This window comes from Parasynechococcus sp. (assembly GCF_045559935.1).
Classification (GTDB): domain Bacteria; phylum Cyanobacteriota; class Cyanobacteriia; order PCC-6307; family Cyanobiaceae; genus Parasynechococcus.
This window is the reverse complement of sequence record NZ_JBJLJL010000010.1, coordinates 291,116-316,646: the sequence shown is the minus strand read 5'-3', so window position 1 is coordinate 316,646 and position 25,531 is coordinate 291,116. Positions and strand designations below refer to the sequence as shown.

Annotated in this window: 30 protein-coding genes; 19 read left to right on the top strand and 11 right to left on the bottom strand. The window is 63.6% G+C overall.

Translation table 11 applies throughout. From position 1 onward, the window contains the following. Positions 1-4 precede the first annotated feature (4 nt). From trpD to ACJ0G7_RS11595, 8 genes are all read left to right on the top strand, one after another. Complete coding sequence (trpD, locus tag ACJ0G7_RS11630; RefSeq protein ID WP_407396235.1) at positions 5-1,051, top strand: anthranilate phosphoribosyltransferase; 1,047 nt, start codon at positions 5-7, stop codon at positions 1,049-1,051. Positions 1,052-1,081: 30 nt separating this feature from the next. Further along, entirely contained in the window at positions 1,082-2,233 is a 1,152-nt protein-coding gene (gene carA, locus ACJ0G7_RS11625) for a glutamine-hydrolyzing carbamoyl-phosphate synthase small subunit (protein ID WP_407396354.1), read from the top strand. Positions 2,234-2,295: 62 nt separating this feature from the next. Next, positions 2,296-2,652, top strand: coding sequence for an STAS domain-containing protein (locus ACJ0G7_RS11620; protein WP_407396233.1), 357 nt, complete (start codon positions 2,296-2,298; stop codon positions 2,650-2,652). Beyond that, positions 2,649-3,098: a ribonuclease III domain-containing protein gene (locus ACJ0G7_RS11615; RefSeq protein ID WP_407396231.1), complete on the top strand. Its 450-nt coding sequence runs from the start codon at positions 2,649-2,651 to the stop codon at positions 3,096-3,098. Before ACJ0G7_RS11620 ends, ACJ0G7_RS11615 begins: the two co-directional genes overlap by 4 nt. Then, positions 3,082-4,431: a 23S rRNA (guanosine(2251)-2'-O)-methyltransferase RlmB gene (gene rlmB, locus ACJ0G7_RS11610; RefSeq protein WP_043691398.1), complete on the top strand. Its 1,350-nt coding sequence runs from the start codon at positions 3,082-3,084 to the stop codon at positions 4,429-4,431. The genes ACJ0G7_RS11615 and rlmB overlap by 17 nt, the downstream gene beginning before the upstream one ends. 55 nt (positions 4,432-4,486) lie before the next feature. Next, complete coding sequence (locus tag ACJ0G7_RS11605; protein WP_043691397.1) at positions 4,487-4,732, top strand: DUF1816 domain-containing protein; 246 nt, start codon at positions 4,487-4,489, stop codon at positions 4,730-4,732. A 41-nt stretch (positions 4,733-4,773) separates the two neighbouring features. After that, on the top strand, positions 4,774-6,234 hold the full coding sequence (gene gatA / locus ACJ0G7_RS11600) for an Asp-tRNA(Asn)/Glu-tRNA(Gln) amidotransferase subunit GatA (RefSeq protein WP_407396229.1): 1,461 nt from the start codon (positions 4,774-4,776) through the stop codon (positions 6,232-6,234). Between the two features lie 70 nt (positions 6,235-6,304). Then, a complete protein-coding gene (locus ACJ0G7_RS11595) occupies positions 6,305-9,826 on the top strand; it encodes a DNA polymerase III subunit alpha (protein WP_407396228.1) in 3,522 nt (1,173 codons plus the stop codon). A 6-nt stretch (positions 9,827-9,832) separates the two neighbouring features. On the opposite strand, the gene ACJ0G7_RS11590 is transcribed toward ACJ0G7_RS11595, so the two are convergent. From ACJ0G7_RS11590 to ruvA, 3 genes are read right to left on the bottom strand one after another with little or no spacing between them, the layout of a single operon-like run. Further along, complete coding sequence (locus ACJ0G7_RS11590) at positions 9,833-10,240, bottom strand: PAM68 family protein (protein ID WP_407396227.1); 408 nt, start codon at positions 10,238-10,240, stop codon at positions 9,833-9,835. Between the two features lie 6 nt (positions 10,241-10,246). Continuing rightward, positions 10,247-10,516, bottom strand: a complete 270-nt coding sequence (rpsO, locus tag ACJ0G7_RS11585; RefSeq protein ID WP_043691388.1) for a 30S ribosomal protein S15 — start codon at positions 10,514-10,516, stop codon at positions 10,247-10,249. Positions 10,517-10,566: 50 nt separating this feature from the next. Continuing rightward, a complete protein-coding gene (gene ruvA, locus ACJ0G7_RS11580; protein WP_043691386.1) occupies positions 10,567-11,205 on the bottom strand; it encodes a Holliday junction branch migration protein RuvA in 639 nt (212 codons plus the stop codon). Between the two features lie 355 nt (positions 11,206-11,560). On the opposite strand from ruvA, the gene ACJ0G7_RS11575 reads away from it, so the two are divergent. Beyond that, on the top strand, positions 11,561-11,983 hold the full coding sequence (locus ACJ0G7_RS11575) for a hypothetical protein (RefSeq protein WP_253912799.1): 423 nt from the start codon (positions 11,561-11,563) through the stop codon (positions 11,981-11,983). Positions 11,984-12,005: 22 nt separating this feature from the next. On the opposite strand, the gene ACJ0G7_RS11570 is transcribed toward ACJ0G7_RS11575, so the two are convergent. Further along, positions 12,006-12,884, bottom strand: coding sequence for a DMT family transporter (locus ACJ0G7_RS11570; protein WP_407396353.1), 879 nt, complete (start codon positions 12,882-12,884; stop codon positions 12,006-12,008). A 191-nt stretch (positions 12,885-13,075) separates the two neighbouring features. Between ACJ0G7_RS11570 and dnaG the strand changes: the two genes are divergently transcribed. The 4 genes from dnaG (at position 13,076) to ACJ0G7_RS11550 (ending at position 16,828) form a co-directional block, all read left to right on the top strand. Further along, complete coding sequence (gene dnaG / locus ACJ0G7_RS11565; RefSeq protein WP_043696564.1) at positions 13,076-15,124, top strand: DNA primase; 2,049 nt, start codon at positions 13,076-13,078, stop codon at positions 15,122-15,124. A gap of 138 nt (positions 15,125-15,262) precedes the next feature. Next, entirely contained in the window at positions 15,263-16,273 is a 1,011-nt protein-coding gene (arsB, locus tag ACJ0G7_RS11560) for an ACR3 family arsenite efflux transporter (RefSeq protein WP_407396226.1), read from the top strand. Between the two features lies 1 nt (position 16,274). Next, entirely contained in the window at positions 16,275-16,532 is a 258-nt protein-coding gene (locus tag ACJ0G7_RS11555) for a hypothetical protein (protein ID WP_043691380.1), read from the top strand. Next, positions 16,532-16,828, top strand: coding sequence for a hypothetical protein (locus ACJ0G7_RS11550; RefSeq protein ID WP_043691378.1), 297 nt, complete (start codon positions 16,532-16,534; stop codon positions 16,826-16,828). The genes ACJ0G7_RS11555 and ACJ0G7_RS11550 overlap by 1 nt, the downstream gene beginning before the upstream one ends. A gap of 44 nt (positions 16,829-16,872) precedes the next feature. Here ACJ0G7_RS11550 and ACJ0G7_RS11545 read toward each other — a convergent pair whose 3' ends face one another. Continuing rightward, positions 16,873-18,150 carry a Y-family DNA polymerase gene (locus ACJ0G7_RS11545; RefSeq protein WP_043691376.1) on the bottom strand — a complete coding sequence of 426 codons (1,278 nt, stop codon included), beginning with the start codon at positions 18,148-18,150 and terminating at the stop codon, positions 16,873-16,875. Between the two features lie 8 nt (positions 18,151-18,158). Beyond that, positions 18,159-18,590 (bottom strand): LexA family transcriptional regulator, encoded by a 432-nt coding sequence (locus ACJ0G7_RS11540; protein WP_043691374.1) that lies wholly within the window; start codon positions 18,588-18,590, stop codon positions 18,159-18,161. Between the two features lie 81 nt (positions 18,591-18,671). Between ACJ0G7_RS11540 and ACJ0G7_RS11535 the strand changes: the two genes are divergently transcribed. Next, positions 18,672-19,061, top strand: a complete 390-nt coding sequence (locus ACJ0G7_RS11535; RefSeq protein ID WP_043691372.1) for a hypothetical protein — start codon at positions 18,672-18,674, stop codon at positions 19,059-19,061. 149 nt (positions 19,062-19,210) lie between these two features. Here ACJ0G7_RS11535 and ACJ0G7_RS11530 read toward each other — a convergent pair whose 3' ends face one another. From ACJ0G7_RS11530 to ACJ0G7_RS11510, 5 genes are all read right to left on the bottom strand, one after another. After that, on the bottom strand, positions 19,211-19,378 hold the full coding sequence (locus ACJ0G7_RS11530; protein ID WP_173402119.1) for a hypothetical protein: 168 nt from the start codon (positions 19,376-19,378) through the stop codon (positions 19,211-19,213). A 468-nt stretch (positions 19,379-19,846) separates the two neighbouring features. Further along, the gene (locus tag ACJ0G7_RS11525) at positions 19,847-20,431 is read right to left on the bottom strand and encodes a 2OG-Fe(II) oxygenase (RefSeq protein WP_043691368.1); all 585 of its coding nucleotides are present in this window, start codon (positions 20,429-20,431) and stop codon (positions 19,847-19,849) included. Between the two features lie 4 nt (positions 20,432-20,435). Continuing rightward, positions 20,436-20,870: a 23S rRNA (pseudouridine(1915)-N(3))-methyltransferase RlmH gene (locus ACJ0G7_RS11520; RefSeq protein ID WP_043691366.1), complete on the bottom strand. Its 435-nt coding sequence runs from the start codon at positions 20,868-20,870 to the stop codon at positions 20,436-20,438. After that, complete coding sequence (locus ACJ0G7_RS11515) at positions 20,867-21,301, bottom strand: hypothetical protein (RefSeq protein ID WP_043691364.1); 435 nt, start codon at positions 21,299-21,301, stop codon at positions 20,867-20,869. The genes ACJ0G7_RS11520 and ACJ0G7_RS11515 overlap by 4 nt, the downstream gene beginning before the upstream one ends. A gap of 12 nt (positions 21,302-21,313) precedes the next feature. Continuing rightward, positions 21,314-21,802, bottom strand: coding sequence for a pentapeptide repeat-containing protein (locus ACJ0G7_RS11510; RefSeq protein WP_043691363.1), 489 nt, complete (start codon positions 21,800-21,802; stop codon positions 21,314-21,316). Between the two features lie 77 nt (positions 21,803-21,879). Here ACJ0G7_RS11510 and ACJ0G7_RS11505 point away from each other — a divergent pair, with 77 nt between their 5' ends. From ACJ0G7_RS11505 to ACJ0G7_RS11485, 5 genes are all read left to right on the top strand, one after another. Next, on the top strand, positions 21,880-22,245 hold the full coding sequence (locus ACJ0G7_RS11505) for a YraN family protein (protein WP_043691362.1): 366 nt from the start codon (positions 21,880-21,882) through the stop codon (positions 22,243-22,245). 27 nt (positions 22,246-22,272) lie between these two features. Then, positions 22,273-23,097: a 16S rRNA (adenine(1518)-N(6)/adenine(1519)-N(6))-dimethyltransferase RsmA gene (gene rsmA, locus ACJ0G7_RS11500; RefSeq protein ID WP_043691360.1), complete on the top strand. Its 825-nt coding sequence runs from the start codon at positions 22,273-22,275 to the stop codon at positions 23,095-23,097. Positions 23,098-23,110: 13 nt separating this feature from the next. After that, entirely contained in the window at positions 23,111-24,040 is a 930-nt protein-coding gene (ispE, locus tag ACJ0G7_RS11495; protein ID WP_407396224.1) for a 4-(cytidine 5'-diphospho)-2-C-methyl-D-erythritol kinase, read from the top strand. Beyond that, entirely contained in the window at positions 24,037-24,363 is a 327-nt protein-coding gene (locus ACJ0G7_RS11490; protein ID WP_043691357.1) for a DUF3082 domain-containing protein, read from the top strand. Before ispE ends, ACJ0G7_RS11490 begins: the two co-directional genes overlap by 4 nt. Before the next feature lie 184 nt (positions 24,364-24,547). Further along, positions 24,548-25,531 (top strand): pyruvate dehydrogenase complex E1 component subunit beta, encoded by a 984-nt coding sequence (locus tag ACJ0G7_RS11485; RefSeq protein ID WP_043691353.1) that lies wholly within the window; start codon positions 24,548-24,550, stop codon positions 25,529-25,531.

The following is a 25,531-nucleotide window of genomic DNA, read 5'->3' as shown; positions in this document are numbered from 1 at the left end:
CACGATGTCGCCCCACTCTCCTTCCTGGTCCGCATTGCTGGATGGCCTGCTGCAGGGGGGAGATCTGAGCAGCGCGGAGGCGACAGCCCTGATGCGGGCCTGGCTGGCGGAAGAACTTTCACCCGTGCAGACCGGTGCCTTCCTGGCCGGGTTGCGGGCCAAGGGAATGGTGGCGGAGGAGCTCGCGGCGATGGCATCCGTTCTGCGCGAGGCCTGCCCCCTGCCCTGTGAACGGCCGGATCTGGCCATGGTGGACACCTGCGGCACCGGCGGTGATGGTGCCGATACCTTCAACATCTCCACCGCCGTGGCCTTCACCGCAGCGGCGTGTGGTGTCTCGGTGGCGAAGCACGGCAACCGCAGCGCGAGCGGCAAGGTCGGATCAGCGGACGTGCTCGAAGGCCTCGGTCTGCAGTTGAAGGCCCCTCTGCCCCGGGTCGTTGACGCGCTCCGCAGCACGGGGATCACCTTTCTGTTCGCCCCTGCCTGGCATCCGGCCCTCGTGAACCTCGCGCCTCTGCGTCGCAGTCTCGGCGTCCGCACGGTGTTCAATCTGCTGGGTCCCCTGGTGAACCCCCTGCGCCCCCAGGCCCAGGTGCTTGGGGTGGCTCGGGACACCCTGCTCGATCCGATGGCGGGTGCCCTGCAGCGGCTCGGCCTTCAGCGGGCCATCGTTGTCCATGGCGCCGGCGGTCTCGATGAAGCCTCGCTGGCCGGCAGCAACCAGTTGCGACTGATCGAGAAGGGTGAGGTGCGCTCTCTCTCGCTCACTGCCGAGCAGCTGGGACTGGAATCGGCCCCTCTGGAAGCCCTCCGCGGTGGGGATCTGTCGATGAACAGCACCATCCTTGAACAGGTGCTGCGCGGCCAGGGAGATGCTGCCCAGCGTGACGTGGTCGCCCTCAACACAGCACTGGTGCTCTGGGTTGCCGGAGTGGAGCAGGAGTTCAGTGTCGGTGCCGCCATGGCCCGCCAGAGCCTGGATCAGGGGCATCCCTGGCAGCGACTGGAGGCCCTTCGGCGGGCCCTTGCCGATGGAGATGGACAATAAGAAGGTGATGAGCTGCGGCTGGCTGCCTTGATCTCCGTTTCTCCGTCCGCGCAGGCCCATCTCGTGCTGGCGGACGGCACGGTGCTCTCGGGCCATGCCTTCGGCAAGCGGGGATCGGTCGTCGGGGAGGTGGTGTTCAACACCGGGATGACCGGCTACCAGGAGGTGCTGACGGATCCCAGCTATGCCGGGCAGCTGGTGAGTTTCACCTATCCCGAGCTGGGCAATACGGGAGTGAATGGAGAGGATCTGGAGGCGGAGACGCCCCATGCACGCGGAGTGATCGCCCGACAGCTGTCGCCGTGTCCCAGCAACTGGCGCAGCACGGGTGATCTCCAGAGCTGGATGGTCGGCCATGGGCTGGTCGGGATCTGCGGTGTGGACACCCGGGCACTGGTGCGTCATCTGCGCGAGGCCGGTGCGATGAACGGCGTGATCGGGAGCGACGGTCGTACTCCGGCTGAACTGATGCAGCAGCTGAAGCAGGCTCCTTCGATGGAAGGGCTGAACCTCGCCGACGCTGTCAGCACGCGGACTCCCTACGCCTGGCAGTCCCCCTGCGCTGCGAGCTTCGATCAGCGGCTGAGGACGAATCCTGAGGAGCGCTACCGGGTGGTCGCGATCGATTTCGGCATCAAGCGGGCGATCCTGGATCGGCTTGCTGCCCATGGCTGTGCCGTCACGGTGCTTCCTGCCAGCACCGATCTGGAGACCGTGTTGGACCATCGCCCGGAAGGGGTGTTCCTCTCCAACGGTCCGGGGGATCCGGCCGCGGTCAGCGGTGGAATCAGCCTGGCCCGCCAGTTGCTGGATCAGCCGGATCTGCCCCTGTTCGGGATCTGTCTGGGCCATCAGATCCTCGGTCTGGCCCTCGGCGGCAGCACCTTCAAGCTCACCTACGGCCATCGAGGACTCAATCATCCCTGCGGCACGCATGGCCAGGTGGAGATCACCAGCCAGAACCATGGATTTGCCCTTGATGCGGCGTCCCTGGACAGCAGCCGCATCGCGATCACCCATCTGAATCTGAACGACCGCACCGTGGCGGCTCTCGCGCATCGCAACCGACCCGTCTTCGGTGTCCAGTACCACCCGGAAGCAAGTCCAGGCCCCCATGACGCGGACCACCATTTCGCCAGGTTCGTGACCTTGATGGCGGATCGGCGGTCCAGTGGTGGTTGACGCCGTCCAGCCTCACTAAAATCTCGCCCAGAGGTCTCCCGGGAGCTGAACCCATCAGCGAATTGCAGCGACTGACCGTCTCCCTCCGAGGCGGCTTCGAGCAGAGGGACGGATGTCTGGTGTTCCACTTCACCGGGCAACTTGATGCCTATTCGGAGAAGCAGTTCATGGCCTACGTCGCAGACGTTCTTCAGGCCAGCAGCCTTCCGGCGGTGATCGACCTCAGCAAGATCGATTTCCTCGATTCATCCGGTCTCGGCGCTCTGGTGCAACTGGCCAAGCAGTGCACCGATGCGAAGCGATCCTTTCAGCTGGTCGGCAACTCCCGTGTCACCCAGACCGTGAAGCTGGTGCGCCTTGAGGGCTTCCTGCATCTCGTCGACGACCTGCCCACCGCCCTCAGCCAGCTGGCGGCTTGAGCGACTGGATCCACGGGTGGACCGGCACCGGCGGCGGTGATGAACTCGGTCCTCTCCAGCTGGCCTGGTTGGGGGATGCGGTCTGGGAGCTGCATCAGCGCCTGCGTCACTGCAGCAGTCCCGGTCGTGCCGATGTTCTGCACCGTGCGGTTGTGGATCAGGTCTGTGCTGATGCTCAGGCCCGTGCTCTCAAGCAGCTTGAGCCGCTGCTGGATGACCGTGAGCTCGACCTGGTGCGTCGTGGTCGGAACCGCGCCGGTCGTGGCCCCCGGCGCGGCGATGCAGCGGTTTATGGAATGGCGACAGGATTTGAGACAATGGTGGGCTGGCTGTTTCTGAACAACCCAGCCCGTCTCGCTCAGCTCCTGGATTCGCTGGAGTCGGACGGGTCGGATCCGAGTCCTCCATCCGCCCACACCTCTGTCGCCCATGACACCTCGCTTTGAACGCCGCTCCGGTGGCCCCCCCCGCGATGGTCGCCAGGGACGGGGGGAACGTCGGCGTCCTGTCAACGGCAGCGAGTCCCGCGACCGCGGCGACTGGCCAAGGGAGGGTGAGCGTCGGGGGGAGCAGGGCCGTGTCGGTCGCCCTGGAGCTTCGCGACCCGGTGAACGACCGCAGCGTCGTTTCTCGGACAATCAGAACCGCGTGGTCAATCCACGCACCAGAGACAGAGACCCGCAGCGAAGGGAGTTTCGCCCTGACGACGGCCAGTGGTCAGCGGATCGCAGGCGGCCGGAAGGGCGTCGACGCTCAGTGGATGAGCGGCGCCAGCCCCCGATCCGCTCCCGTCATGGTTCCGCCCCGGGCGCGGCGGTCCGCAGTCAGCGGGAGGAGATCCCGGATGCAGCGGCAGCCTCTCCGCCGCCGGATGATCTGGTCTGGGGGCGCCATGCCAGCCAGGCGGCCCTGGAATCCGGTCGCCCCATCCATCGCATCTGGTGCACGCCCGAGATGCGCAGCTCCGCCAAGTTCCTGCAATTGCTGCGAGAAGCGAAGGCATCCGGTGTCCTCGTCGAGGAGGTGACCTGGGCCCGGCTGGGCCAGATCACCAGTGGGTCGGTGCATCAGGGAATCGCTCTGCAGACGGCTGCTGCGGAGACCCTTGATCTCGATGGCCTGATCAAGGGCTGTTCCGATCTTGGTGAACCCGCACTGCTGCTGGCATTGGATGGGGTGACCGATCCTCACAATCTCGGAGCCGTGGTCCGCTCCGCGGAGGCGATGGGAGCCCATGGTCTGGTTCTGCCTCAGCGGCGCAGCGCCGGACTCACCGGGTCGGTGGCGAAGGTGGCTGCCGGAGCCCTGGAGCACCTGCCGGTCGCCCGGGTCGTCAATCTCAACAGGTCTCTGGAGAAGCTCAAGGATTCCGGTTATCGCGTGATCGGCCTGGCGGCGGAGGGTGATGTGACCCTCACGGATGCTGACCTCGACGGACCGATCGTTCTGGTGACCGGTTCAGAGGACCAGGGGCTCTCTCTGCTGACGCGTCGCCATTGCGATCAGCTGGTCCGCATTCCCCTGCGGGGTGTGACGCCCAGCCTCAATGCCTCGGTGGCAACGGCGCTCTGCGTTTACGAAGTGGCACGCCGCAGCTGGATGAAGGACATCCACGGACAGGCTCCCTCGCCGCCGGTGGTGCGTCCACACACGGCTCCGGGACGCAAGTCCAAGGATGCAAGCCAGGCTGCTCCGGAGCAACGGATCGATCTGACGCTGTCCGCTCCAACAGAGGAGGCGGACCTTCACTTTGATCAGAGCATCCAGCTATCTCCCTGAGATCACATCTTTTTCGGTCTGGTCGGTGCAAAATGCGCAGAGAATCTCAAGGTCCATGAGTCCTTTGATCCGGCCGCTGCGCAGCCTTGCCAATGGACTTGGAATGGCCTGGTGGGCCCGAGTCGAAACGAGCGGCCCTGACGTCACCTACTGGTTCGGCCCCTTTCTCTCCCGAAAGGGTCTGGAGGATCAGCTGGGTGTCTTCCTCGAGGACATCGGCTCGGAGCAGCCTCAGTCCATCCGTCACAGCCTGCTGCGCACCCGCCGTGGCGAACCGCTCACCATCGCGGCTGAGGGCTGAGCACACGACTGATAGCGTCGCCCTGACATGAAGCCGGGACGATGACGATCAGCGCGTGGCGTCAGCAGCTGCAGAGCGGGGAGATCTCTGCTCGTGAGCTTGTCGAAGAGCATCTCCAGCGGGCGGCAAAGACCGAGAACGAGGTCCACGCCTTTGTGGACGTCACAGCGGATCGAGCCCGGGCCGATGCTGATCGCATCGATCTCGCCCGCTCCGCTGGGGAGGAGCTTGGACCTCTGGCGGGAATCCCTCTCGCCATCAAGGACAACCTCTGCACCCGGGGTGTGACCACCACCTGCGCCAGCCGGATGCTGGAGAGTTTCGTGCCGCCCTACGAGTCCGCTGTCACGGAACGGTTGTGGCGCGCCGGTGGTGTTCTGGTCGGAAAGACCAACCTGGACGAGTTCGCCATGGGGGGCTCCACGGAAACCTCCGCGTTCGGTGCCACAAGCAATCCGTGGAACACCGATCACGTCCCCGGGGGATCCTCGGGCGGCAGTGCGGCGGCTGTCGCCACGGGGGCCTGCGTCGCGTCCCTCGGCTCGGACACGGGTGGCTCGATCCGTCAGCCGGCTTCATTCTGCGGCGTGGTGGGTCTCAAGCCCACCTACGGCAGGGTCAGTCGCTGGGGGCTCGTGGCGTTCGCCAGCTCCCTGGATCAGGTGGGTCCCTTCGCCACCAGCGTTGCCGATGCTGCGGAGTTGCTGCAGGTGATCGCTGGCCCTGATCCGCGTGATTCCACCTGTTTGAACGCCGAGGTTCCGGATTTCAGCAGTGGTCTCAACCGGTCGATCAAGGGCTTGAGAGTGGGCGTGATCCGCGAGTGCTTCGACGCCGAGGGCCTGGATGCCGAAGTGAAGGCCTCCACCCAGGCCGCTGCTGCGCAGCTGGAGGCTCTGGGGGCCGAGTTGGTGGAGGTGAGTTGTCCGCGGTTCACCGACGGAATCGCCACCTACTACGTGATCGCACCGTCCGAGGCCTCCGCCAACCTGGCCCGGTACGACGGCGTGAAATACGGCTTCCGAGCCGAAGACGCCGAAAGTCTGGCCGCGATGACGGCCCGCAGCCGTGCCGAAGGATTCGGCGCCGAGGTGCAGCGCCGCATCCTGATCGGAACCTATGCGCTCTCCGCCGGTTACGTCGACGCGTATTACCGGAAGGCACAGCAGGTGCGCACCTTGATTCGCCGCGACTTTGATGCAGCCTTCCAGTCCGTGGATGTGCTGCTCACGCCGACGGCACCGACCACCGCTTTCCGGAGTGGAGCCCACGCCGATGATCCGCTGGCGATGTACCTGGCTGATCTGCTCACGATTCCGGTGAACCTGGCCGGCCTGCCCGCCATCAGTGTTCCCTGCGGATTCAGCCAGGCCGGCCTTCCCATCGGCGTTCAGCTGATCGGCAATGTGCTGGATGAGGCGCGTCTTCTGCAGGTGGCCTCCCAGTACGAGCAGGCTGCTGACGTGCTCTCTCAGCGTCCCGAAGCCAGCCTGGTTCCCTGATTCCCACCACATCTGGTGGAGGCTGTGCAGTTCGTACGCTTGATCTTGCGTTGGGTCTTAGGCTGACCCCATGGCATTCGTACCACTTCACAACCACAGCGACTACAGCCTTCTGGATGGCGCCTCGCAGCTGCCTTCCATGGTCGAGCGTGCCCGGGAGCTCGGCATGCCCGCCATTGCGCTGACGGATCACGGTGTGATGTACGGAGCCATCGAGTTGCTGAAGCTCTGCAAGGGCACGGATCTCAAGCCGATCATCGGCAATGAGATGTATGTGATCAACGGTTCGATCGACGATCCTCAGCAGAAAAAGGAGAAGCGCTATCACCTGGTGGTTCTTGCCAAGAACGCCACCGGTTACCGCAATCTGGTGAAGCTCACCAGCATCAGTCACCTGCGGGGGATGCGCGGCCGCGGAATCTTCTCCAGGGCCTGCATCGACAAGCAGCTGCTCAAGCAGCACAGCGAGGGGCTGATCATCGCCACCGCCTGTCTCGGCGGTGAAATCGCCCAGGCGATTCTGCGCGGGCGTCCTGAGGTCGCCCGTGATGTGGCCCGCTGGTATCAGGAGGTGTTCGGAGACGACTACTACCTGGAGATTCAGGATCACGGTTCCCCCGAAGACCGCATCGTCAATGTTGAGATCGTGCGGATCGCCAAGGAGCTGGGCATCCAGCTGGTGGCCACCAACGATGCGCATTATCTGAGCAAGCAGGACGTCGAAGCCCATGACGCGCTGCTCTGCGTGCTCACCGGCAAGCTGATCAGTGATGAGAAACGGCTGCGCTACACCGGCACCGAGTACATCAAGACCGAGGAGGAGATGCGTCGCCTCTTCGTCGATCATCTTGAGCCCGAGGTGGTGGAGGAGGCGATCCGCAACACCGTGCGTGTCGCCGAGAAGGTTGAGGACTACGACATCCTCGGCAAATACCAGATGCCCCGTTTCCCGATTCCCGAGGGGCATACGTCCGTCACCTACCTGCGCGAGGTGACGGAGCAGGGATTGCGGGACCGTCTGGAGCTGGCGTCAGAGGCCCCGATCGATCCCGCCTATGCCGATCGGATGGCCCATGAACTCAAGATCATGGAGCAGATGGGATTTCCCACCTATTTCCTGGTGGTGTGGGATTACATCCGCTTCGCCCGTGAACAGAGCATCCCTGTGGGCCCGGGTCGCGGTTCCGCCGCCGGTTCACTGGTGGCCTACGCCCTGGGGATCACCAACATCGATCCGGTCAGCAACGGGCTGCTGTTCGAACGCTTCCTGAATCCCGAACGCAAGTCGATGCCTGATATCGACACGGATTTCTGCATCGAACGCCGCGGTGAGGTGATCGACTACGTCACCGAGCGCTACGGCGAGGACAAGGTGGCGCAGATCATCACCTTCAACCGGATGACATCCAAGGCCGTGCTCAAGGATGTCGCCCGTGTGCTCGACATCCCCTACGGCGATGCCGACCGTCTGGCGAAGCTGATCCCCGTGGTGCGCGGAAAGCCCGCCAAGCTCAAGGCGATGATTGGTGCTGAATCCCCGAATCCCGAATTCCGCGAGAAATACGAGGGTGATCCGGTGGTGAAGCGCTGGGTCGACATGGCGATGCGCATCGAAGGAACGAACAAGACATTCGGCGTTCACGCTGCCGGTGTCGTCATCGCCGCGGATCCATTGGATGAATTGGTGCCGCTGCAGCGGAACAACGACGGTCAGGTGATCACGCAGTACTTCATGGAGGACGTGGAGTCGATGGGGCTGCTGAAGATGGATTTCCTCGGCCTCAAGAACCTCACGATGATCGACAAGACCCTTGAGCTGGTCGAGGTGAGCAGTGGGACCCGCGTCGATCCCGACCGTCTGCCTCCGCAGGATCCCGAGACGTTCGCACTGCTGGCGCGCGGAGATCTCGAGGGGATCTTCCAGCTGGAGTCGAGCGGGATGCGTCAGATCGTGCGTGATCTCAAGCCCTCATCACTGGAGGACATCTCCTCGATCCTCGCCCTGTACCGGCCCGGACCGTTGGATGCCGGACTGATTCCCAAGTTCATCAACCGCAAGCATGGACGTGAGGCGATTGATTTCGCTCACAAGATCCTTGAGCCGATTCTCAGCGAGACCTACGGAATCATGGTTTACCAGGAGCAGATCATGCGCATCGCGCAGGATCTGGCGGGGTATTCCCTGGGACAGGCCGATCTTCTTCGTCGGGCCATGGGTAAGAAGAAGGTGGCTGAGATGCAGAAGCATCGCGGCATCTTCGTGAAGGGGGCAGCGGAACGCGGCGTTGACGAGAAGGTGTCCGATGAGCTGTTCGACCAGATGGTGTTGTTCGCCGAGTACTGCTTCAACAAGAGCCATTCCACGGCCTATGGGGCCGTCACCTATCAGACCGCTTATCTGAAGGCGCATTATCCGGTGGCCTACATGGCTGCTCTGCTGACGGTGAATGCCGGCGCCTCCGACAAGGTTCAGCGCTACATCTCCAATTGCAATGCGATGGGCATCGAAGTGCTCCCACCGGATGTGAACGCGTCCCGCATTGATTTCACACCCACGGGCGAGCGGATCCTGTTCGGTCTGTCGGCGGTCCGCAATCTCGGCGATGGTGCGATCCGGAAGTTGATCGCCTCACGCGAGTCGGATGGTCCGTTCCAGTGCCTCGCTGATCTGTGTGACCGGATTCCATCGTCGGTGCTGAATCGTCGTGGTCTTGAGTCTCTGATTCACTGCGGGGCCATGGATGCTCTTCAACCCGACGGCAACCGGGCCCAGCTGATGGCTGATCTGGATCTGCTTCTCGACTGGGCCTCCTCCCGGGCGAAGGATCGGGACAGCGGTCAAGGCAACCTGTTCGATCTGATGGCAGCCCCAGCGGATGCGGCTGATGCACCCGCTGATCTCAGCCTTGCTCCCAAGGCCGCACCGGTGGCGGACTATCCGCCGACCGAGAAACTGCGGCTCGAAAAGGATCTCGTCGGCTTCTATCTCTCGGACCATCCCCTCAAACAGCTGTCACCGTCGGCCAGCCTCCTGGCTCCGATCGGTCTGGGATCCCTGGAAGAACAGGCCGACAAGGCCAAGGTGAGCGCGATCGCCATGATCAGTGAGTTCCGCCAGGTCACCACACGCAAGGGTGACCGGATGGCGATTCTTCAGCTGGAGGATCTCACCGGCAGTTGTGAAGCTGTTGTGTTCCCGAAGAGTTACGCGCGTCTGTCGGATCATCTGATGGCCGAGGCCCGATTGCTGATCTGGGCCGGTGTCGACCGCCGAGATGATCGAGTTCAGCTGATTGTGGACGACTGCCGTGCTGTCGACGATCTCACGCTGCTGGTGGTGGAGTTGCCGGTGGATCAGGCCAGCGACATCGCCGTGCAGCACAAGCTACGGGAGTGCCTTCAGCAGCACCGGCCCGACCGCGAAGAGCTCGGTGTGCGTGTTCCGGTGGTGGCGGAGGTGCGCCAGGGGCCATCGGTCCGTTACGTCCGTCTTGGCCCTCAGTTCTGTGTACGGGATGCTGTTTCAGCAGCCGAATCGCTGCAGGCCATGGCCTTCTCCGCACGATGCAGCGGTCGGTTGGTTGCGGCCTGAGTTGCGTCAGTCCTTTTCTTTCTGCGCTCGGATCGATTGACGCATCCGCTGCAGGTTGGGCCGCAGATTCTCAAGACCCAGAAGAGATCCGGGCTGCGGCTCCCAGCTTGTCGTCAGCACTCCGAAGCTCAGCCCTGCAAGACCGAGAAGAAACAGAGCGCCTGATCCTGTCAGGGTCACACCCGGTGGAATGTCTGCGATTCCCCGGGTCACCAGCACGTAGCTGAGGACGAACACTCCCATGCCAGCCAGTGATGGCAGACCGGTGAACACGGCGACCCGTCGCGCCATGCGATTGGCAATCGGGCGTGGAATCGCTTCCTGGCGTGCGGCCGGCGCTGCCTGTGCCTTCTCGCTTCGTTCCCCCTTTGTGCCCTTGGGCTCAAAGGGCAACGGGTTGCGCCGGTCCGACATCAGACTTCAGCCGCGGATGCCGAGCTTGCCGATGATGTCGGAATAACGCTGTTCACTCTTGTTGCGCACATAGCTGAGCAGCCGCTTCCGACGTCCGATCATCTTCAGCAAGCCCTGACGGGACGAGAAGTCGTGCTTGTTCTGCTGCAGATGGCCGCTGAGACGGTTGATCCGCTCGCTGAGCATCGCCACCTGAACCTCGGCTGAGCCGGTGTCGGTGCCATGGGTCTGATGCGTGTTGATCAGCTGCTGCTTTTCGGTGGTATCGAGCGACATGCGGGGGTAAAAGCCCTTGTGCTGCAAACAACCATCTTACCGGGTCGACCTCACTGGAGGCTCAACTGCTTCAGGCATGCCCGCAACCAGGCGTCCTCCCCTGTCCCGGGGGGAAGCGTGTCCTTCACGGCGCGGATCGCCGCACGGATCTCGGAATTCTCGTAACCCAGCACGTTGAGGGTGTTGACCAGATCCCCCGGGACGCCGTCCTGAACTGCTCTCTCTCCCTTGGACTCCTGGCCTTTCACGGGCTCCGATTCCTGGAAGGATGCACGCTGGTTTTCCAGAGTCGAGCGCAGCTCGACCGTGATCCGCTCCGCGGTGCGCCGGCCCACCCCCTGGGCTTGGCTCAACAGGCTGAGATCGGCATCGATGATGGCATCGACAAGATCTTCAACACTGCATTCCTGAAGCAGGGCCAGTCCCACCTGGGGCCCCACACCGTTCACACTGATCAGGGTGCGGAACAGTTCGCGCGTGCTCAGAGACTGGAATCCATACAGGATTGTGTCGTCGTTCTGGCAAACCTGGTGAATCCAGTAAGCACGCTCTTCGTGTTGTGTGATGTCGTTCCAATCACGCTGGATAACATTGACTTCGTAGCCGACAGATCCACATCTCAGAACAATGAGATGACGGTTGCCTCGCTGATACGTCGCAAGAATCGTTCCGCTCAACCAGCCGAGCATCCTGATCTGCCCTTTCTGACACCCTAATCCAGGACCCGTTCTTATCAAGCTGGATGAGCATCGACCCGGATGCTTGACACAGATTGCTGGGCGCTCTTCCTGAACGTTGATTCAGAACATTCGGATTGATCCCTTCACGCCGGAGGATTCGGGGATTTGGTTGACTTTCAGTGGTCTATTTCGGTTTTGATTGGTCAAGTCAAGTTGTCGCTTTTGGCCCGTTGTTGATGTTGTCGTTGCCGAGAGCATCGCTCGCGGCGGTCCGGTCTTGCGCTCCTCCGTGTCTTTGGCTTGCTTGGATAGGGAGGTGCATCGGCGACAGGCCGGAATCATGGTCCTCACATGCTCTCGATGGATGCTGCGTCAGCTTCGCCAGGTCTGTCTCTGGTGCCTGATGACCGTCATGCTGACGGCCTGTTCCCTGGGCAATGAACCGCCGAGGTCGATCATCAACGAGGCATTGGCTCAGCAGATCGTGATCACGCAGTCAGCGATTGCTTCGAGCCTGAATCTTCCCGTCTCCACCGACGTGCCCAGCGTTTCGCGGGTTCGGATCGAGCAGCAGGAGCAGATCAAGCTTGATGGGGCGCGTCTCGTGCATCTGCTCGGCTCTTTCGACTGGCAGCTTCCGGGAGACAGCATGCGGGTCGACAGCGCCTTCGAGCTGTTTCTTGAACGGGGGGAGCAGGGCGACAGCTGGTCTCTCGCCAGGCCACTGGCCTCATCCCCTGGAGAGCAGCAGTGGCAGCTGTTTCCTCTCGGCCTGGAGCATGCCTGAGGAGGCCATCTGCCGGAAGGCGTCAGCGTCTGGCGGCGAGGCTCACCAGGGTTGAAATCAGGACGAGGATGCTTCCGCTGATCACCCAAGCATTCAGGGACTCCGAAAAGACCAGCCAACCCCAGAGTGCAGCGAACACGACCTGCACATAGTTGATCGATGTCGCCCGCGCGGCCGGCATCCGGCTCAACCCTTCCGTCACCCAGATCTGTCCCAGCTGGGTGAACACGCCAACCCCAAGCAACCAGATCCACTCCGCTCCCAGGGGCATCACGCCTTCACGAGCCACCAGCGGCAGGGTGAGCGGCACAGACAGCATCGGGAAGTAGAGGATGATCACCAGGGGGTGTTCCGTGCTGGAGAGCCGGCGCACACAGACGTAGGCCAGTGCTGTGAACACGGCACCACCAAGAGCGATCACGATCGCCGTCATCGGCAGTGTGGTCATCCCACGGCTGAGCCAATCCGGCTGCGCGACGAGCATGATTCCGCCCCAGCCCAGCAGCACCGCCAGCACGATGCTCCGGCGCAGCCGCTCCCCCAGGAACACGGCTGCTGCCAGTGCCGTGAAGGTTGGATAGGTGTACTGAAGAACGGTGGCCGAGGCCAGCGGCAGCACGGTGATCGCCTCAAAGAAACAGAGCAGGGCCAGGCTTCCGCACAGTCCTCGCAGCAGCAGCAGGCCTCGTCGCTCTCCCCAGGGCGAGACGTTGGCCAGTTTCAGTCCCACCGCGGTGAGCACCACGCTGATCAGGGCGCGACACAGCACCACTTCCGCCACGGGCAGCCGTCCCCCCAGCTGCTTCACGCAGACGGTCATCAGGCTGAAAGCCAGAGAGCTGAGAACACAGGGCCTGCACAGCTCAAAGCCGGCTCGGAGTTGATCAGCGGCAGCCTTCATCCGTTCCGATCGTTCCAATCGTCTGGACATGGCGGTCGGCTCACTCTGATGGTTCCGTCCTCTGAAGGTCCTCCTCCGGAGTGGAGATCAAGGCCGAACCTGCTCCTAACGTGCCTGCCGGTCGCCTGTCCTCTCGTGCGGTTGCAGGATCCGTCACTGGACGGCAGGGCGTGACTTCGCAGAATGGCCCCATGGTGAACGCACGCCTGCACCCCCGCACGATCGACGCCGTCAAGGAGCGCGCTGACATCGTCGATGTGGTGGGAGAGCACGTTGTTCTCAAGAAGAAGGGGCGTGAGTTCGTCGGGATCTGCCCGTTCCACGACGACAGCAAGCCGTCGATGACCGTGTCGCCGCAGAAGCAGTTCTATTACTGCTTCTCCTGCGGTGCGGGTGGGAACTCCATCAAGTTCCTGATGGAGTTCCAGCGCCAGAGCTTCAGTGACGTGGTGCTGGAGCTGGCTCGCAAATATCAGCTGCCGGTGGAGACCGTTGATGGTCCTCAGCAGGAACGTCTGCGTCAGCAGCTGTCCCGTCGCGAGAAGCTTCAGCGGGCTGTTTCCCTGGCCTCTGGTTGGTTTCGATCGCAACTCCAGAGCCCTGCCGGCAAGGAGGCCCTGGCGTATCTCACGACCAAGCGGGGATTGTCCGCGGCGACGCAGGACGCGTTTCAACTCGGCTACGCCCCGGATCAATGGGATGGCCTGCTCAGCCATCTGCAGCAGGTGGAGGGGCTGGCACCAGAGGTGCTGGAGGCGGCCGGTCTCGTGGTGCCCCGCAAGGGTGGCAACGGGTTCTACGACCGGTTCCGCCATCGCGTGATGGTGCCGATCCATGACCGTCAGGGTCGGGTGATCGGATTCGGTGGTCGCAGCCTGGACGGCAGTGAACCGAAGTATCTGAACTCTCCGGAGACGGAGCTGTTCGAGAAAGGCAAGCACCTGTTCGGTTTGGACAAGGCGGCCAACGCCATCCGCAGGGATGACCGCGCTGTGGTGGTGGAGGGCTATTTCGATGTGATCGCCCTGCATTCCGCCGGGGTCAACAACGCGGTGGCCGCTCTGGGAACGGCCCTGAGCAGCCAGCAGATCACGCAGCTCTGCCGCGTCAGCGACAGCAAGCGGATCGTGCTGAATTTCGATGCCGATCGGGCCGGAATCCGGGCGGCGAATCGTGCGATCGGCGAGGTCGAGCAGCTGGCCATGCAGGGTCAGCTGGAATTGCGGGTCCTGCACCTCCCGTCGGGCAAGGACCCTGACGAGTTCCTGAAGGATCACGGCGCCGGGGATTACCGAGCGCTGCTGGATCAGGCCCCCCTGTGGCTGGACTGGCAGATCGAGCAGGTCCTGGAGGAGCGCGATCTCAGTCGCTCCGATCAGTTCCAGCAGTCCGTCAGCGAGTTGGTGGCTCTGCTCGGCAAATTGCCGCAGTCGGCTGTGCGGACCCACTACCTGCAACGGGTGGCCGAGCGGCTCAGCGGCGGGCAGGGGCGCCTCGCGCTGCAGCTGGAGGAGGATCTGCGTCAGCAGGTGAAGGGACAGCGCTGGCACGGACGTGCCAGTCGTCACGAACAGCCTGGGGAGGCCAGTCAGCGGGAACGCTGCGAGGCCGACCTTCTGCGGCTCTATCTCCACTGCCCGCGCCATCGCGCTGAGGTTCGTCAGCAGCTTCGTCAGCGTGAACTGGAGGACTTCGCCTTGCAGCCGCACCGGCTGCTCTGGGCTGCGATCACGGAACTGGAGGAAACCAATCTCGGCGTCGGCAGGCTCGAGTTGATCAGCCGTGCCGAGGACACCGGGGATCAGCTGGCGGACCTGGATCTTCCCAGGCTGCTCACCGATCAGCTTCTGCTCGAGAACAGTGCTCTGGTGTCACGGCTGACGCCCCTGCTGGAGCCTGGAGAACTGGATCGGGTCTCCCTTGCGGAGCCTCTCGTCCAGCTGAGGGGGACGACCGCGCTGCTGGAACGGCAGAAAAGTCTCAAACGCTGCCGGCATCTTCTGGAGGCCTGGGGCGGGCAGCGACTGCAGACGCTCGAGGCCTGCATCGCCACGCTGATCGAGCATCAGCCAGCGGAGGAGCCGGTGGATATGGAGCAGTGCATTCAGGATCTCTTCGACGAGCTCAATCGCGATGCTCTCCGTTATCAGGAGCTGTACTACAGCGAACGGAAGCACATCCTTCATCTCGATCAGCAGCGATGCAGCGGCTACGGCGATCAGGAGCCTCTCTCCGCCTGACCCACAAGCTGCATGAGAACACCTCTGGGGTCAGTCGGTGATCGAGCGTCTTGATACCTTCGCCTTTGTTCTGTTCCACAGCAGGAGCTTGGATGCCGTGAGTGATGTCGATCTCTGCACCACTCCGGTGATCACCTGATGGGAATCTTCGAGCGTTATCTCTCCCTCTGGATCGGTCTGGCGATCGTGGCGGGAGTCGTCCTCGGCGGCTTGCTGCCCGATCTGGCGGCCTGGATCGCCTCGCTGGAAGTGGCTCGCATCAACCTTCCCATCGCCATTCTCATCTGGGGGATGATTTTCCCGATGATGCTGGCGGTTGATTTTTCCGCCATCGGCGGCATCCGTCAGCAACCGCGCGGACTGCTGATCACCGTGGCGGTGAACTGGTTGATCAAGCCGCTCACGATGACGGCTTTGGCCTGGTTGTTCATCCGCGGCCTGTTCGCCGCCTGGATCCCGGAAGCGATGGGCCAGGAGTACGTGGCCGGGATGATTCTGCTGGGGGTGGCTCCCTGCACGGCCATGGTGTTCGTGTGGAGCCGCCTCAGTGATGGCGATCCCAATTACACCCTGGTGCAGGTGGCGGTGAACGACCTGATCATGGTGTTCGCCTTCGCCCCGATCGCGGCGCTTCTGCTCGGGGTGAGCGATGTGCTGGTGCCGTGGGACACGATGATCACCGCGGTTGGTCTGTTCGTGGTGGTGCCCCTCGCGGCGGGCTGGCTGACGCGGGTGTTCCTCCACTCTCCCGGCCGGATCGAGCGGCTGGAGGCACAGCTCAAGCCGCTGGCGATCACGTCTCTGATCGCCACGGTGCTGCTGCTGTTCATGGTGCAGGCCCAGGCGATCCTTTCCAATCCACTGGCGATCGTGCTGATTGCCATTCCACTGATTCTCCAGACCTATCTGATCTTCTGGATCGCGGCTCAGTGGATGCGGATCTGGGGCCAGCCGCGCACCATTGCTGCCCCTGGCGCCATGATCGGTGCCTCCAATTTCTTCGAGCTGGCGGTGGCGGTTGCCATCAGCCTGTTCGGGTTGAATTCCGGCGCCGCTCTCGCCACCGTGGTGGGCGTGCTGGTGGAGGTGCCGGTGATGCTGTCGCTGGTGGCGATCGCCAACCGGAACCAACAGCTCTTCCCCGCCTGAGATGTCTGAATTCTTCGAAGCGATCTGGCACGGCGAGGGGGTCGGGGACGGCGGTGATCTGGAGGAGACCCTGCAGGCCTATGCGGTTGTGAAACCGGAGGACGGCGACTGGGTCGAGGCCTGTGCTGCCGAGGGGGCCGACCCCGTGATCGAGCGTTTCGCCTCCTTCGACGCCTATCTGGACAACGCTGATCCGCTGGAGAGGATCGCCGTGACACCGCAGATGATCATGGAGGCGATCGCCCTGCTGCCGTCCTGATGCCTGATGCTCAGCTGGATTTTGCGGCCCTGCAGCCCGTCAACCACCTCTGGCCGTCCCTGGTGGAGCGGCTCGGCACCGATCGGGCTCAGCGGGCGGTTCGTCAGGCTCTGGATCTGCAGGGCATGCGCGGCCATCACGGCACCTTGCCGGTTCTGTTCATCGAGACCTGCGGGCTGGCTCTGGCCAGCACGGACCTCGTCCGCGAGCAGATCGGTCTGAATGCTCATGGCGAGCGCATGGTGCTGCTGCTCAGCAGGCGTGAGCAGGCGGTACAGCTGCTGCAGCAGACCTAGAGGATGTGCGCCGGCGGATCGGTGAGGCTCCGCTTCATGCGTCGTCAACGGGCATGAATGGTCGGCAGATCGCTCAACCGGGTGGTGGCGGCGCGGCTGAGGCGTTCCCGGCGCATCATCCAGCCCGGCTGCAGGCCACAGGCCGCCCAGTGCACCGTGCCGCGGCCGTAGCGCTGATTGAGCCGATCGATCGTCTGCATCAGGCACTCCCGCTTCCCTTGCTGCTCCGCGCTCATCGGCACCATCAGATGGGACTGCAGCGTGTCGGTGCCCTGCAGGTGCTGCATCAGCACACCGGCCTTGGCCAGTTGCCGGTGCGGCCGGAAGATGCGATCCACCAGCGGCAATGTCGCCTCGAGCAGCACCGCGGTGTCGTTGCTGGGCAGATCCAGCCGGGTGCTGGCGGCCTGGCTGTAGAACGCCGGGATGAAGGGGCTGGTGCGGGTATAGACCGTGAGGGCGGCGGCCCGCTGGCGTTGTCTGCGCAGTTTCTCCGCTGCGCGCACCACGTAGGTGGCCACGGCCTGGCGGAGTTCTTCGAGGCTGGTGATCGGGCGGCTGAAGCTGCGGCTGACGCAGGTTTCCTGTTTCGGTGCGGGTGCCAGATCCAGAGGCAGACAGGCATGGCCACGCAGCTCCCGTTGCAGTCGCAGCCCCACCACACCGCATTTCGCCCGCAGTTCTCCACTGGGCATGTCTCGCAGCTGCCGGGCATTGGTGATGCCCCGCAGCCGGCACCAACGGGCCAGCTTGCGACCGATGCCCCAGACATCCTCGATCGCAACCGTTTCCAGCCAGTTGTCGGCGTCATCGCAGCGACCCAGATCGAAGACGCCGGCATGGGCCGGCACCTGCTTGGCCAGACGGTTGGCCAGCTTCGCCTGCCCTTTGCTGGCTCCCACACCGATGGCGATCGGCAGCCCCAGATCCTGTCGAACACGGGCGCGAAGCCGGCGGGCCCAGTGCTGCAGATCGCCGCTGCGGGGACGACTCAGCCGTGCGAAGGCCTCATCGATCGAGTAGATCTCCAGCTCTTCGCAATGGGTTTCCAGCAGGCTCATCATCCGCTGGCTCATATCGGCGTAGAGGGCGTAGTTGGAGCTGCGCACCACCACGTTCTGGCGTGCCAGCTCCGTGCGCGCCTTGAAGTACGGCGTGCCCATGGCGATGCCGAGGGCGCGGGCCTCGGCGCTGCGGGCCACGATGCAGCCGTCATTGTTGGAGAGCACCACCACCGGTCGACCGATCAGGGCGGGATCAAGGCTCTGCTCGCAGGAGGCATAGAAGTTGTTGCCGTCGATCAGGGCGGTGGCCGAGGGCATGGCGTGGTTCAGAGCGGATGGATCACGTGAACCGCCACACCCCAGATCTGCACCTCGCCGCAGCGGTGCAGTTCCAGGGGCGGATAGTTCGGATGGGCTGCCTCGAGTCGCAGGCGACCGCGGTGGCGCACCAGTCGTTTGAGGGTGAATGCACCGTCCAGCACGGCGACGACCACCCGGCCCGGGCGAGGGTCGAGGCTGCGATCCACCACCAGCAGATCACCGTCGTGAATGCCGGCGCCCGTCATCGACTCGCCGCTGACCCGCAGGAAAAAGGTGCTGGTGGGGTGGCGGATCAGCTGCTCATTGAGGTCAATTCCCACCTCCACGTAGTCGTCGGCCGGGGAGGGGAAGCCGGCCGCCACCCGCTCGCCGGCCAGCGGCAGACTCAGTCGCGCCCGCCTGGGCTGCAGGGGAAGCGGAGGTTGGTGGAACTCCACAGCGGACGACGCGACCTGCTTGATAGTACAGGTGTACTGAACTGGCTCGCGGGGAGGATGGTGTGGTTTCGCGCATGATCCGTGGCCGACACTCCTTACCTCGTGGCGCTGGCCCTGATCGAGCAGGAAGGGCGGCGAGCGTTGCCGCTGGCCGGACGATCCCAGAAAGAGGTGGCGGCGGAGGGGGAGGCGCCGGACGAACTGGGGCGGGCCCTGGTGCTTGAGCTGCTGCTGCGGGTCTGGCAGCGCAGCGACGAGGGGCTGCTGAAGCGGGCGGCGGCGGCGGAGAGTCTGCTGCTGGTGGAGCTGCCGATGGAGCGGCTGCCGGAGGATCTGCCGGTGCTCAAGGCGGCCTGGCTGAACAGTGGCGACGCGGAGGCGTTCAGGAAGGGCCTGCAGGGGATGAGCCCGCGGGCCTGGACCATCGCCGTGGAGAAATTCCAGCCGGTGAGCCTGACGCAGCTCTGGTGATGCCAAGGCGCTCGTTCGCCCAGTGGGCGACGAGCGAGGCGAGCAGGGTGTCGCGATGCCCGAAGACGCGGATCATGGGCGCTTGCTGAGAATGTTTCGCAATTCAATCCGAGTCCGGAGAGAATTGCAAGTGATTCTCATTAGCGTCGTCACGAGGCGCCGCTGGCTCCGTCCTGCTTCAGGTGGGTTTCCATGCAGCGCGTGACGCAGGTGCCGTCATCCAGGCTGCACTCGGTGATGCAGACGAAGTAGTCGTCGACCGCTGCCCAGCGCTCGCTGAGGGGTGCGGTGCCGGAGCTGCCATTGGGTTCAGCCATGATGCTGTTGATTTGCCGTGATGATGTGATTTATCACCGGTAATGAAATTTCAAAAGTCATCTGTGAAGTCTGGCGAAGTACCTAGGAGAGATTGCCTAGCGTTGCCAGGGGAGAGATTCTGTTGCGGCGCTCATTGCGCCTGTCTGTCAATACTTATTTGCGAACTAATAAGGGTTGCAGTCGTGATTCGTGATTGCCCCTAGCTTGCTGGGATTCGATGTCGAGGGTGGTCGTGAAGTCCCGTGCACAAGCTCCAGCCTGTCACCTGAGCTGGACGGTCAGGAAGATTTCAACCGGTCTTTATGCGGTTGCCGCAACAAGTAACGGCTCTGATTATGACTTTGTCGGTAACTATCGATCTCTGGCTGATGCTCATCGTGCCGGTCGCTTGTATGCCCGTCAGTTGATTCATCAGACTCATCTGATGGCGAGAAGTGCCTGATGCTTTCGGCATCATCTGATGCGCTTCACTCCATCAGTGGGTGCCCCCAGACATTCACGGCAACGGAGTAGCGCTCCCCTTCGAATGGGTTGATCCGATGCAGCACGCCGGCAGAGAACAGCACAACGCGATTCACCACAGGTGGCACGGAGATCACCGAGCGGAAGTCGGGGGAGGCGATGGGGCTGTTCTGCTGCACAGGCGCGTTGTCGGCGATGAGCAATTCGCCGCCTGCACAGCTGACGTGGGGATAGAAGACCGTGGACAGCAACGGCAGGTCATAGCGCCCGTCTCGCCCGGCCGTCGCTTCGTGCTTGTCAATGTGCCAGTCCAGGTCGTTGTTGGTGTTGCACCACCATTCGTAACCAGCGGCCTGTGGGGTGAAACGGTCGAGCAGCGGCCCCAGTCTCTTCCGGATGTAATGCTCCACCAGGGACTGCTGATCGGGCGTGTGGAGCGAGCGTGCCGACCGGTCTGACGCGTCGGCCGGAATCCAGCTGAACAGGTTCCGCCCTTCACTGGCTTGTTTCAGGTCGCCGTGAAGGTCGCAGAGGTGGCGCAGTGCCGGAATCTCCTCGTTCGGGATCAGGTTGTCGACCACGTGCAGCATCGGTTCAGGCTCGGTGATAGGGGCTTCCTTGCAGGATCGCCTGGGCACGGAACAACTGCTCGACCAGCATCAGACGGGCCAGCTCATGGGGGAAGGTCATCGGCGACAGGCTCAGTCGCCAGTGGGCTTCTGACTTGAGGTCATCGGTGAGGCCATCGGCTCCACCGATCACAAAGGCGATCCGTTCACTGCTGATCTGCTCCAGCTTGCGGGCGAAGGGAATCGAGGCAAGCGTCTCTCCCTGCTCCATCAGCACCACCAGTCGCTCATCAGGCCGCCGCGCGGCGCGGATCGCTTCCGATTCCTTCTCAGGAGTGCTGTCTCGCAATTCCACGATGCTCAGGCCCGGCAGTCGTTTGCGATAGAGATCGATACCGTCCTGGATCCAGCCGCGGCGCACCTTGCCCACGGCCAGGATGCGGAGGCGTGAGGGATTCAATCGGCGTCCTCGTCGTCCTCCAGCAGCAGCTGTCCGAAGGCCACATAAAGGCTTTCCTCTTCACTGCCGGGAGTCACGGAAGGACGCCGGGGGCGGGTGGTCTTGCCCTTGCCACTGCTGCCGCTGGGAGGTGGAGGCAGTTCGGAGCTGCGGATCGGCGACTCCAGTGGGTTGGTTTGCGGTGGCTGGCGCCTGGCTTCCAGCTGCTTGAGGCGGGCCATCAGATGCTCAGGAACAGTGCCGTCTTCGCTGACCGTCATCAGTTCCCGGAACAGCGCATCGGGATCCTGTTCCGTCTCCACCCTGTGGCGTTTCGGGCCGGTCTTCGGCGTTGTCGTCGCGTCGGCGTTCCCTGCTGGATCGGGAAGCTTCTGAGGCAACTGCCGTCCCAGTTCCCGGAGACGCTCGAGGCTGCGAGGGTCAAAGCTCATCGGATCCTCCGCTCAGCCGCAACCCAGAGTGGTGCGGGTCTCGCGGCCGGTGATCGGATTGATTCCATCGGCCATCGCGCAGAGGCTTTTCAGCTGGTCACCGCGCATCGGTACATCGGTGAAGTCCGCTCCGGTGATGGTGACGTCCTGGAAGCGGGTGTTGAAGGCAAAGGCACCCTCCAGAACGGCGTCGGAGAGATCTGTTCCGGTGAGCACCGCCGCGTCCAGGGTGGCTTCGCGAAGGTCAGTACCGCTGAGATCGGCGTCCTGCAGCTTCGCTCCGTAAAGACTCGCCCCCCGCAGGTCTGAGCCGGAGAGATTCGCTTCCCGCAGGTTGCTCAGGTTGAAGGTGGCGCCCCGGAGATCCTTGTCCGAGTAATCCGCTCCGATCAGCACCTGTTTGGCGACATCCATCGCGGCGAAGGATGGTGCTGCTCCGCTGATCAGGAGGGGCACCAGCAGCAGCGTGGTGGCCAGAACCGCCAGTAATCGTCGATGCATGGAGTCGTGTTCCACAACAGGACCCTAGGCCTGGCGGAACGGGGAATGCTCTGAACGCCCCTCTGCGTGTCCTGTCCATGGCGGACTCCCTGACTCTCGGCCGTCGCGCGGAAGCGACAGCCCTTGAGCTGCTGCGCTCGACGGGATGGAGGTTGCTCGATCGCAACTGGCGTTGCCGCTGGGGCGAGCTGGATCTTGTGCTCGAGAAGGATCGGCGACTGTTGGTGGTGGAAGTGAAGGGTCGTCGTTCACGCCTGCGTGCTGACAGCGGGGCGGCCGCCTTCGATCAGCGGAAACGACGCTGTCTTGCCAGAGCGATCAGTTGCTGGCGTGCCGTCCACCCCGAGGCGGAACGGCAGCAGTTGCAGGTGGTGCTGGCCCTGGTGCCACTGTCCGGCCGCCGCAGGGGCGTGCGCTGGCTTCCTGTGCATCAACTCGGCTGAACTCGGCAGCTGGTGCACAGTGAATCCATGAGCTTCCATGGCCACACCGCCCGCAAACGCTTCGGGCAGCACTGGCTCCGCGATGCGGCGGTGCTTGATCGCATCCTGGAGGCGGCGGACCTGCAGCCCCAGGATCGCGTGCTCGAGGTGGGGCCCGGACGCGGTGCCCTCACGGATCGTCTGCTGGCGTCGTCCGCTGCTGCGGTGCATGCCGTGGAGCTGGACCGGGATCTGGTGACCGGCCTGCAGCAGCGTTTCGAGAATCAACCGCGTTTCTCCCTGACCCAGGGGGATGTGCTGGAGGTGCCTCTGCTGCTCCCGGATGCCTGTCCCGCAGGGAAGGTGGTTGCGAATATTCCGTACAACATCACTGGCCCATTGCTGGACCGATTGATCGGACGGCTTGATCAACCGGTCGACCCGCCCTATCAACGCCTGGTGCTGCTGGTGCAGCAGGAGGTCGCCCAGAGGATCCGGGCGCGGCCCGGACACAGCAGCTTCAGTGCCCTGAGTGTGCGCATGCAGTTGCTCGCCCGATGTCGCAGCGTCTGTCCGGTTCCACCCCGTTGCTTTCAGCCGCCTCCAAAGGTTCAGTCGGAAGTGATCGCCCTTGATCCGATTCCTGCGCATCAACGGCTGGAGCCTGGGCTGGCACGGCGGGTGGAGGGGCTGCTCAGGCAGGCCTTCCAGAGTCGCCGCAAGATGCTCCGCAACACCCTGGCCTCGCTTGCGGAACCCTCCGAGCTGGAGGCACTGGCCGCAGCCGCCGGGATCACCCTGCAGCAACGGCCCCAGGAGGTGGCCCCTCAGGCCTGGGTGGCACTGGCGAAGGGCTTGAATCGGAGCGAATGATCAGCGCCTCGGCATGAGCACGATCACGGTGACGGCTCCGGCCAAGGTGAATCTGCATCTCGAGGTGCTCGGCCTGCGTGCGGACGGCTTCCACGAGTTGGCGATGGTGATGCAGAGCATCGACCTCGCCGATCGCCTCACGTTCAGCAACACCGCCGATGGGCGCCTCAGCCTCAGCTGTGATGACCCCGCACTCAGCATCGGCGAGGACAATCTGGTGCTGCGGGCCGCTCGTCTGCTGCGGGAGCGTTCCGGCTTCCAGGAGCTCGGTGCCGCCATCACACTCGAGAAGCGCATCCCCATCGGTGCCGGACTGGCCGGAGGCTCCAGCGATGGTGCCGCGACGCTCGTGGGGCTGAACGCGCTCTGGGGACTGGGGCACAGCTGCGCGGATCTGGAACGGCTGGCAGCTGAGCTCGGGTCCGACATGCCCTTCTGCGTTCAGGGGGGCAGTCAGCTCTGTTTCGGACGTGGAGAGCTGCTGGAGCCTCTGTCGGACGGGAGCGAACCGCTGGCGGTTCTGCTGGTGAAGGATCCAAGGGTGAGTGTCTCCACCCCCTGGGCCTATGGACGTTGCCGGCAACGGCATGGCGGCGACTATCTGGTCGGCGAGCCCGCCTTCGAGCTGAGACGCCGGGCCCTGCGCCAGGCCGGCTGGATCCGGCCGATCCGTGCCGCGCAGCCTCCGCCTCTGCGGAACGATCTCCAGTCCGTGGTGGAGCCCGAGACGCCAGCGGTGCAGACCGCGCTTCAGCTGCTGCGCTCCCTTCCCGACAGCCTTGCTGTCGCCATGAGCGGCTCCGGTCCCAGCTGTTTTGCCCTGTTCCCCGATCTCAACAGCTCCCGGCAGGGATATGAAAGGCTCCGGGAGGATCTGGAGTCCGAAGGGCTGCGGGCCTGGTGCTGTTCCCTCCGCTCCGGGGGGGCGAGGATCGAAGCATGAGTTCCGACGACACCAAACTTCCGGCCAGCGACTCCGCTGAGACCAGAGCCCGCAAGGGGCCCCTCAGTTTCTTCTCCGGTGCCGTGACGGCTGGACTGCTCGCCTGGCTGGCCCTGGGGTTCAGCCGGCGCATGGTCGTTTACTTCGCGATGCATCCGCCGCACTACAGCTCCCCGATCGCCCAGAACATCGCCGTCACGCTCAAGACGCTGCTGGTCGGTCTGTCCTTCCTGGCCACGTTCAGCACCGGATTCGTCGCCTTCGGGCTGACCCTGGTGTTTCTTCGCAGTCTCTTCACGGGTCAGGACTCAGACCCTGCCTAGCGTCTGGCTGAGCTCGGACGACGTGCATGACCCCCCACGACCTGGGACAGCTGGCTCTGCTGCTCTCGCCGGCGATGCTGCTGTCGGTGCTGCTGCTGTTCACCTTCGCCGCCGGCGGTTGAGTCCGCAGCGGCTGAGATAGCTTGGCCGCTCACCCCGGGAAGGCCGGGATTGCAGCGACGCCGTGGCAGGAACCCTTCTCTTCAACGCCCTGCGGGAAGCCATCGACGAGGAGATGGCCCGCGATCCTCATGTGTGTGTCATGGGAGAGGACGTCGGTCACTACGGCGGCAGTTACAAGGTCACCAAGGATCTCTGCGAGAAGTACGGCGAACTGAGGGTTCTGGATACCCCGATCGCGGAGAACGCTTTCACCGGCATGGCGGTCGGTGCCGCGATGACCGGTCTCAGGCCGATCGTTGAGGGCATGAACATGGGGTTCCTGCTCCTGGCGTTCAATCAGATCTCGAACAACATGGGAATGCTCCGCTACACGAGCGGCGGCAACTTCACCATCCCCACGGTGGTGCGCGGTCCCGGTGGTGTGGGCCGTCAGCTGGGGGCGGAGCACAGCCAGCGTCTGGAGGCGTACTTCCATGCGGTGCCGGGCATCAAGATCGTGGCCTGCAGCACGCCCACCAATGCCAAGGGTCTGATGAAGGCCGCCATCCGCGACAACAACCCGGTGCTGTTCTTCGAGCATGTCCTGCTCTACAACCTCACCGAAGAGCTGCCGGAGGGTGAGTACACCTGTGCGCTGGACCAGGCGGATCTGGTGCAGGAAGGACGCGACGTCACGATCCTCACCTACTCGCGCATGCGCCACCACTGCCTCAAGGCCGTGGAGCAACTGGAGGCGGATGGCATCAGTGTGGAACTGATCGATCTGATCAGCCTCAAGCCCTTCGACATGGAGACGATCGCGCGCTCCATCCGCAAGACCCACCGCGTGATCGTGGTGGAGGAATGCATGAAGACAGGCGGCATCGGAGCCGAACTGATCGCTCTGATCACCGAGCAGTGTTTCGACGACCTGGATGCCCGCCCGGTGCGGCTGTCCAGCCAGGACATCCCCACGCCCTACAACGGCTCGCTGGAGAATCTGACGATCATCCAGCCGCATCAGATCATCGAGGCGGCTGAGCAGATCGTGCGTCAGGGGATCTGA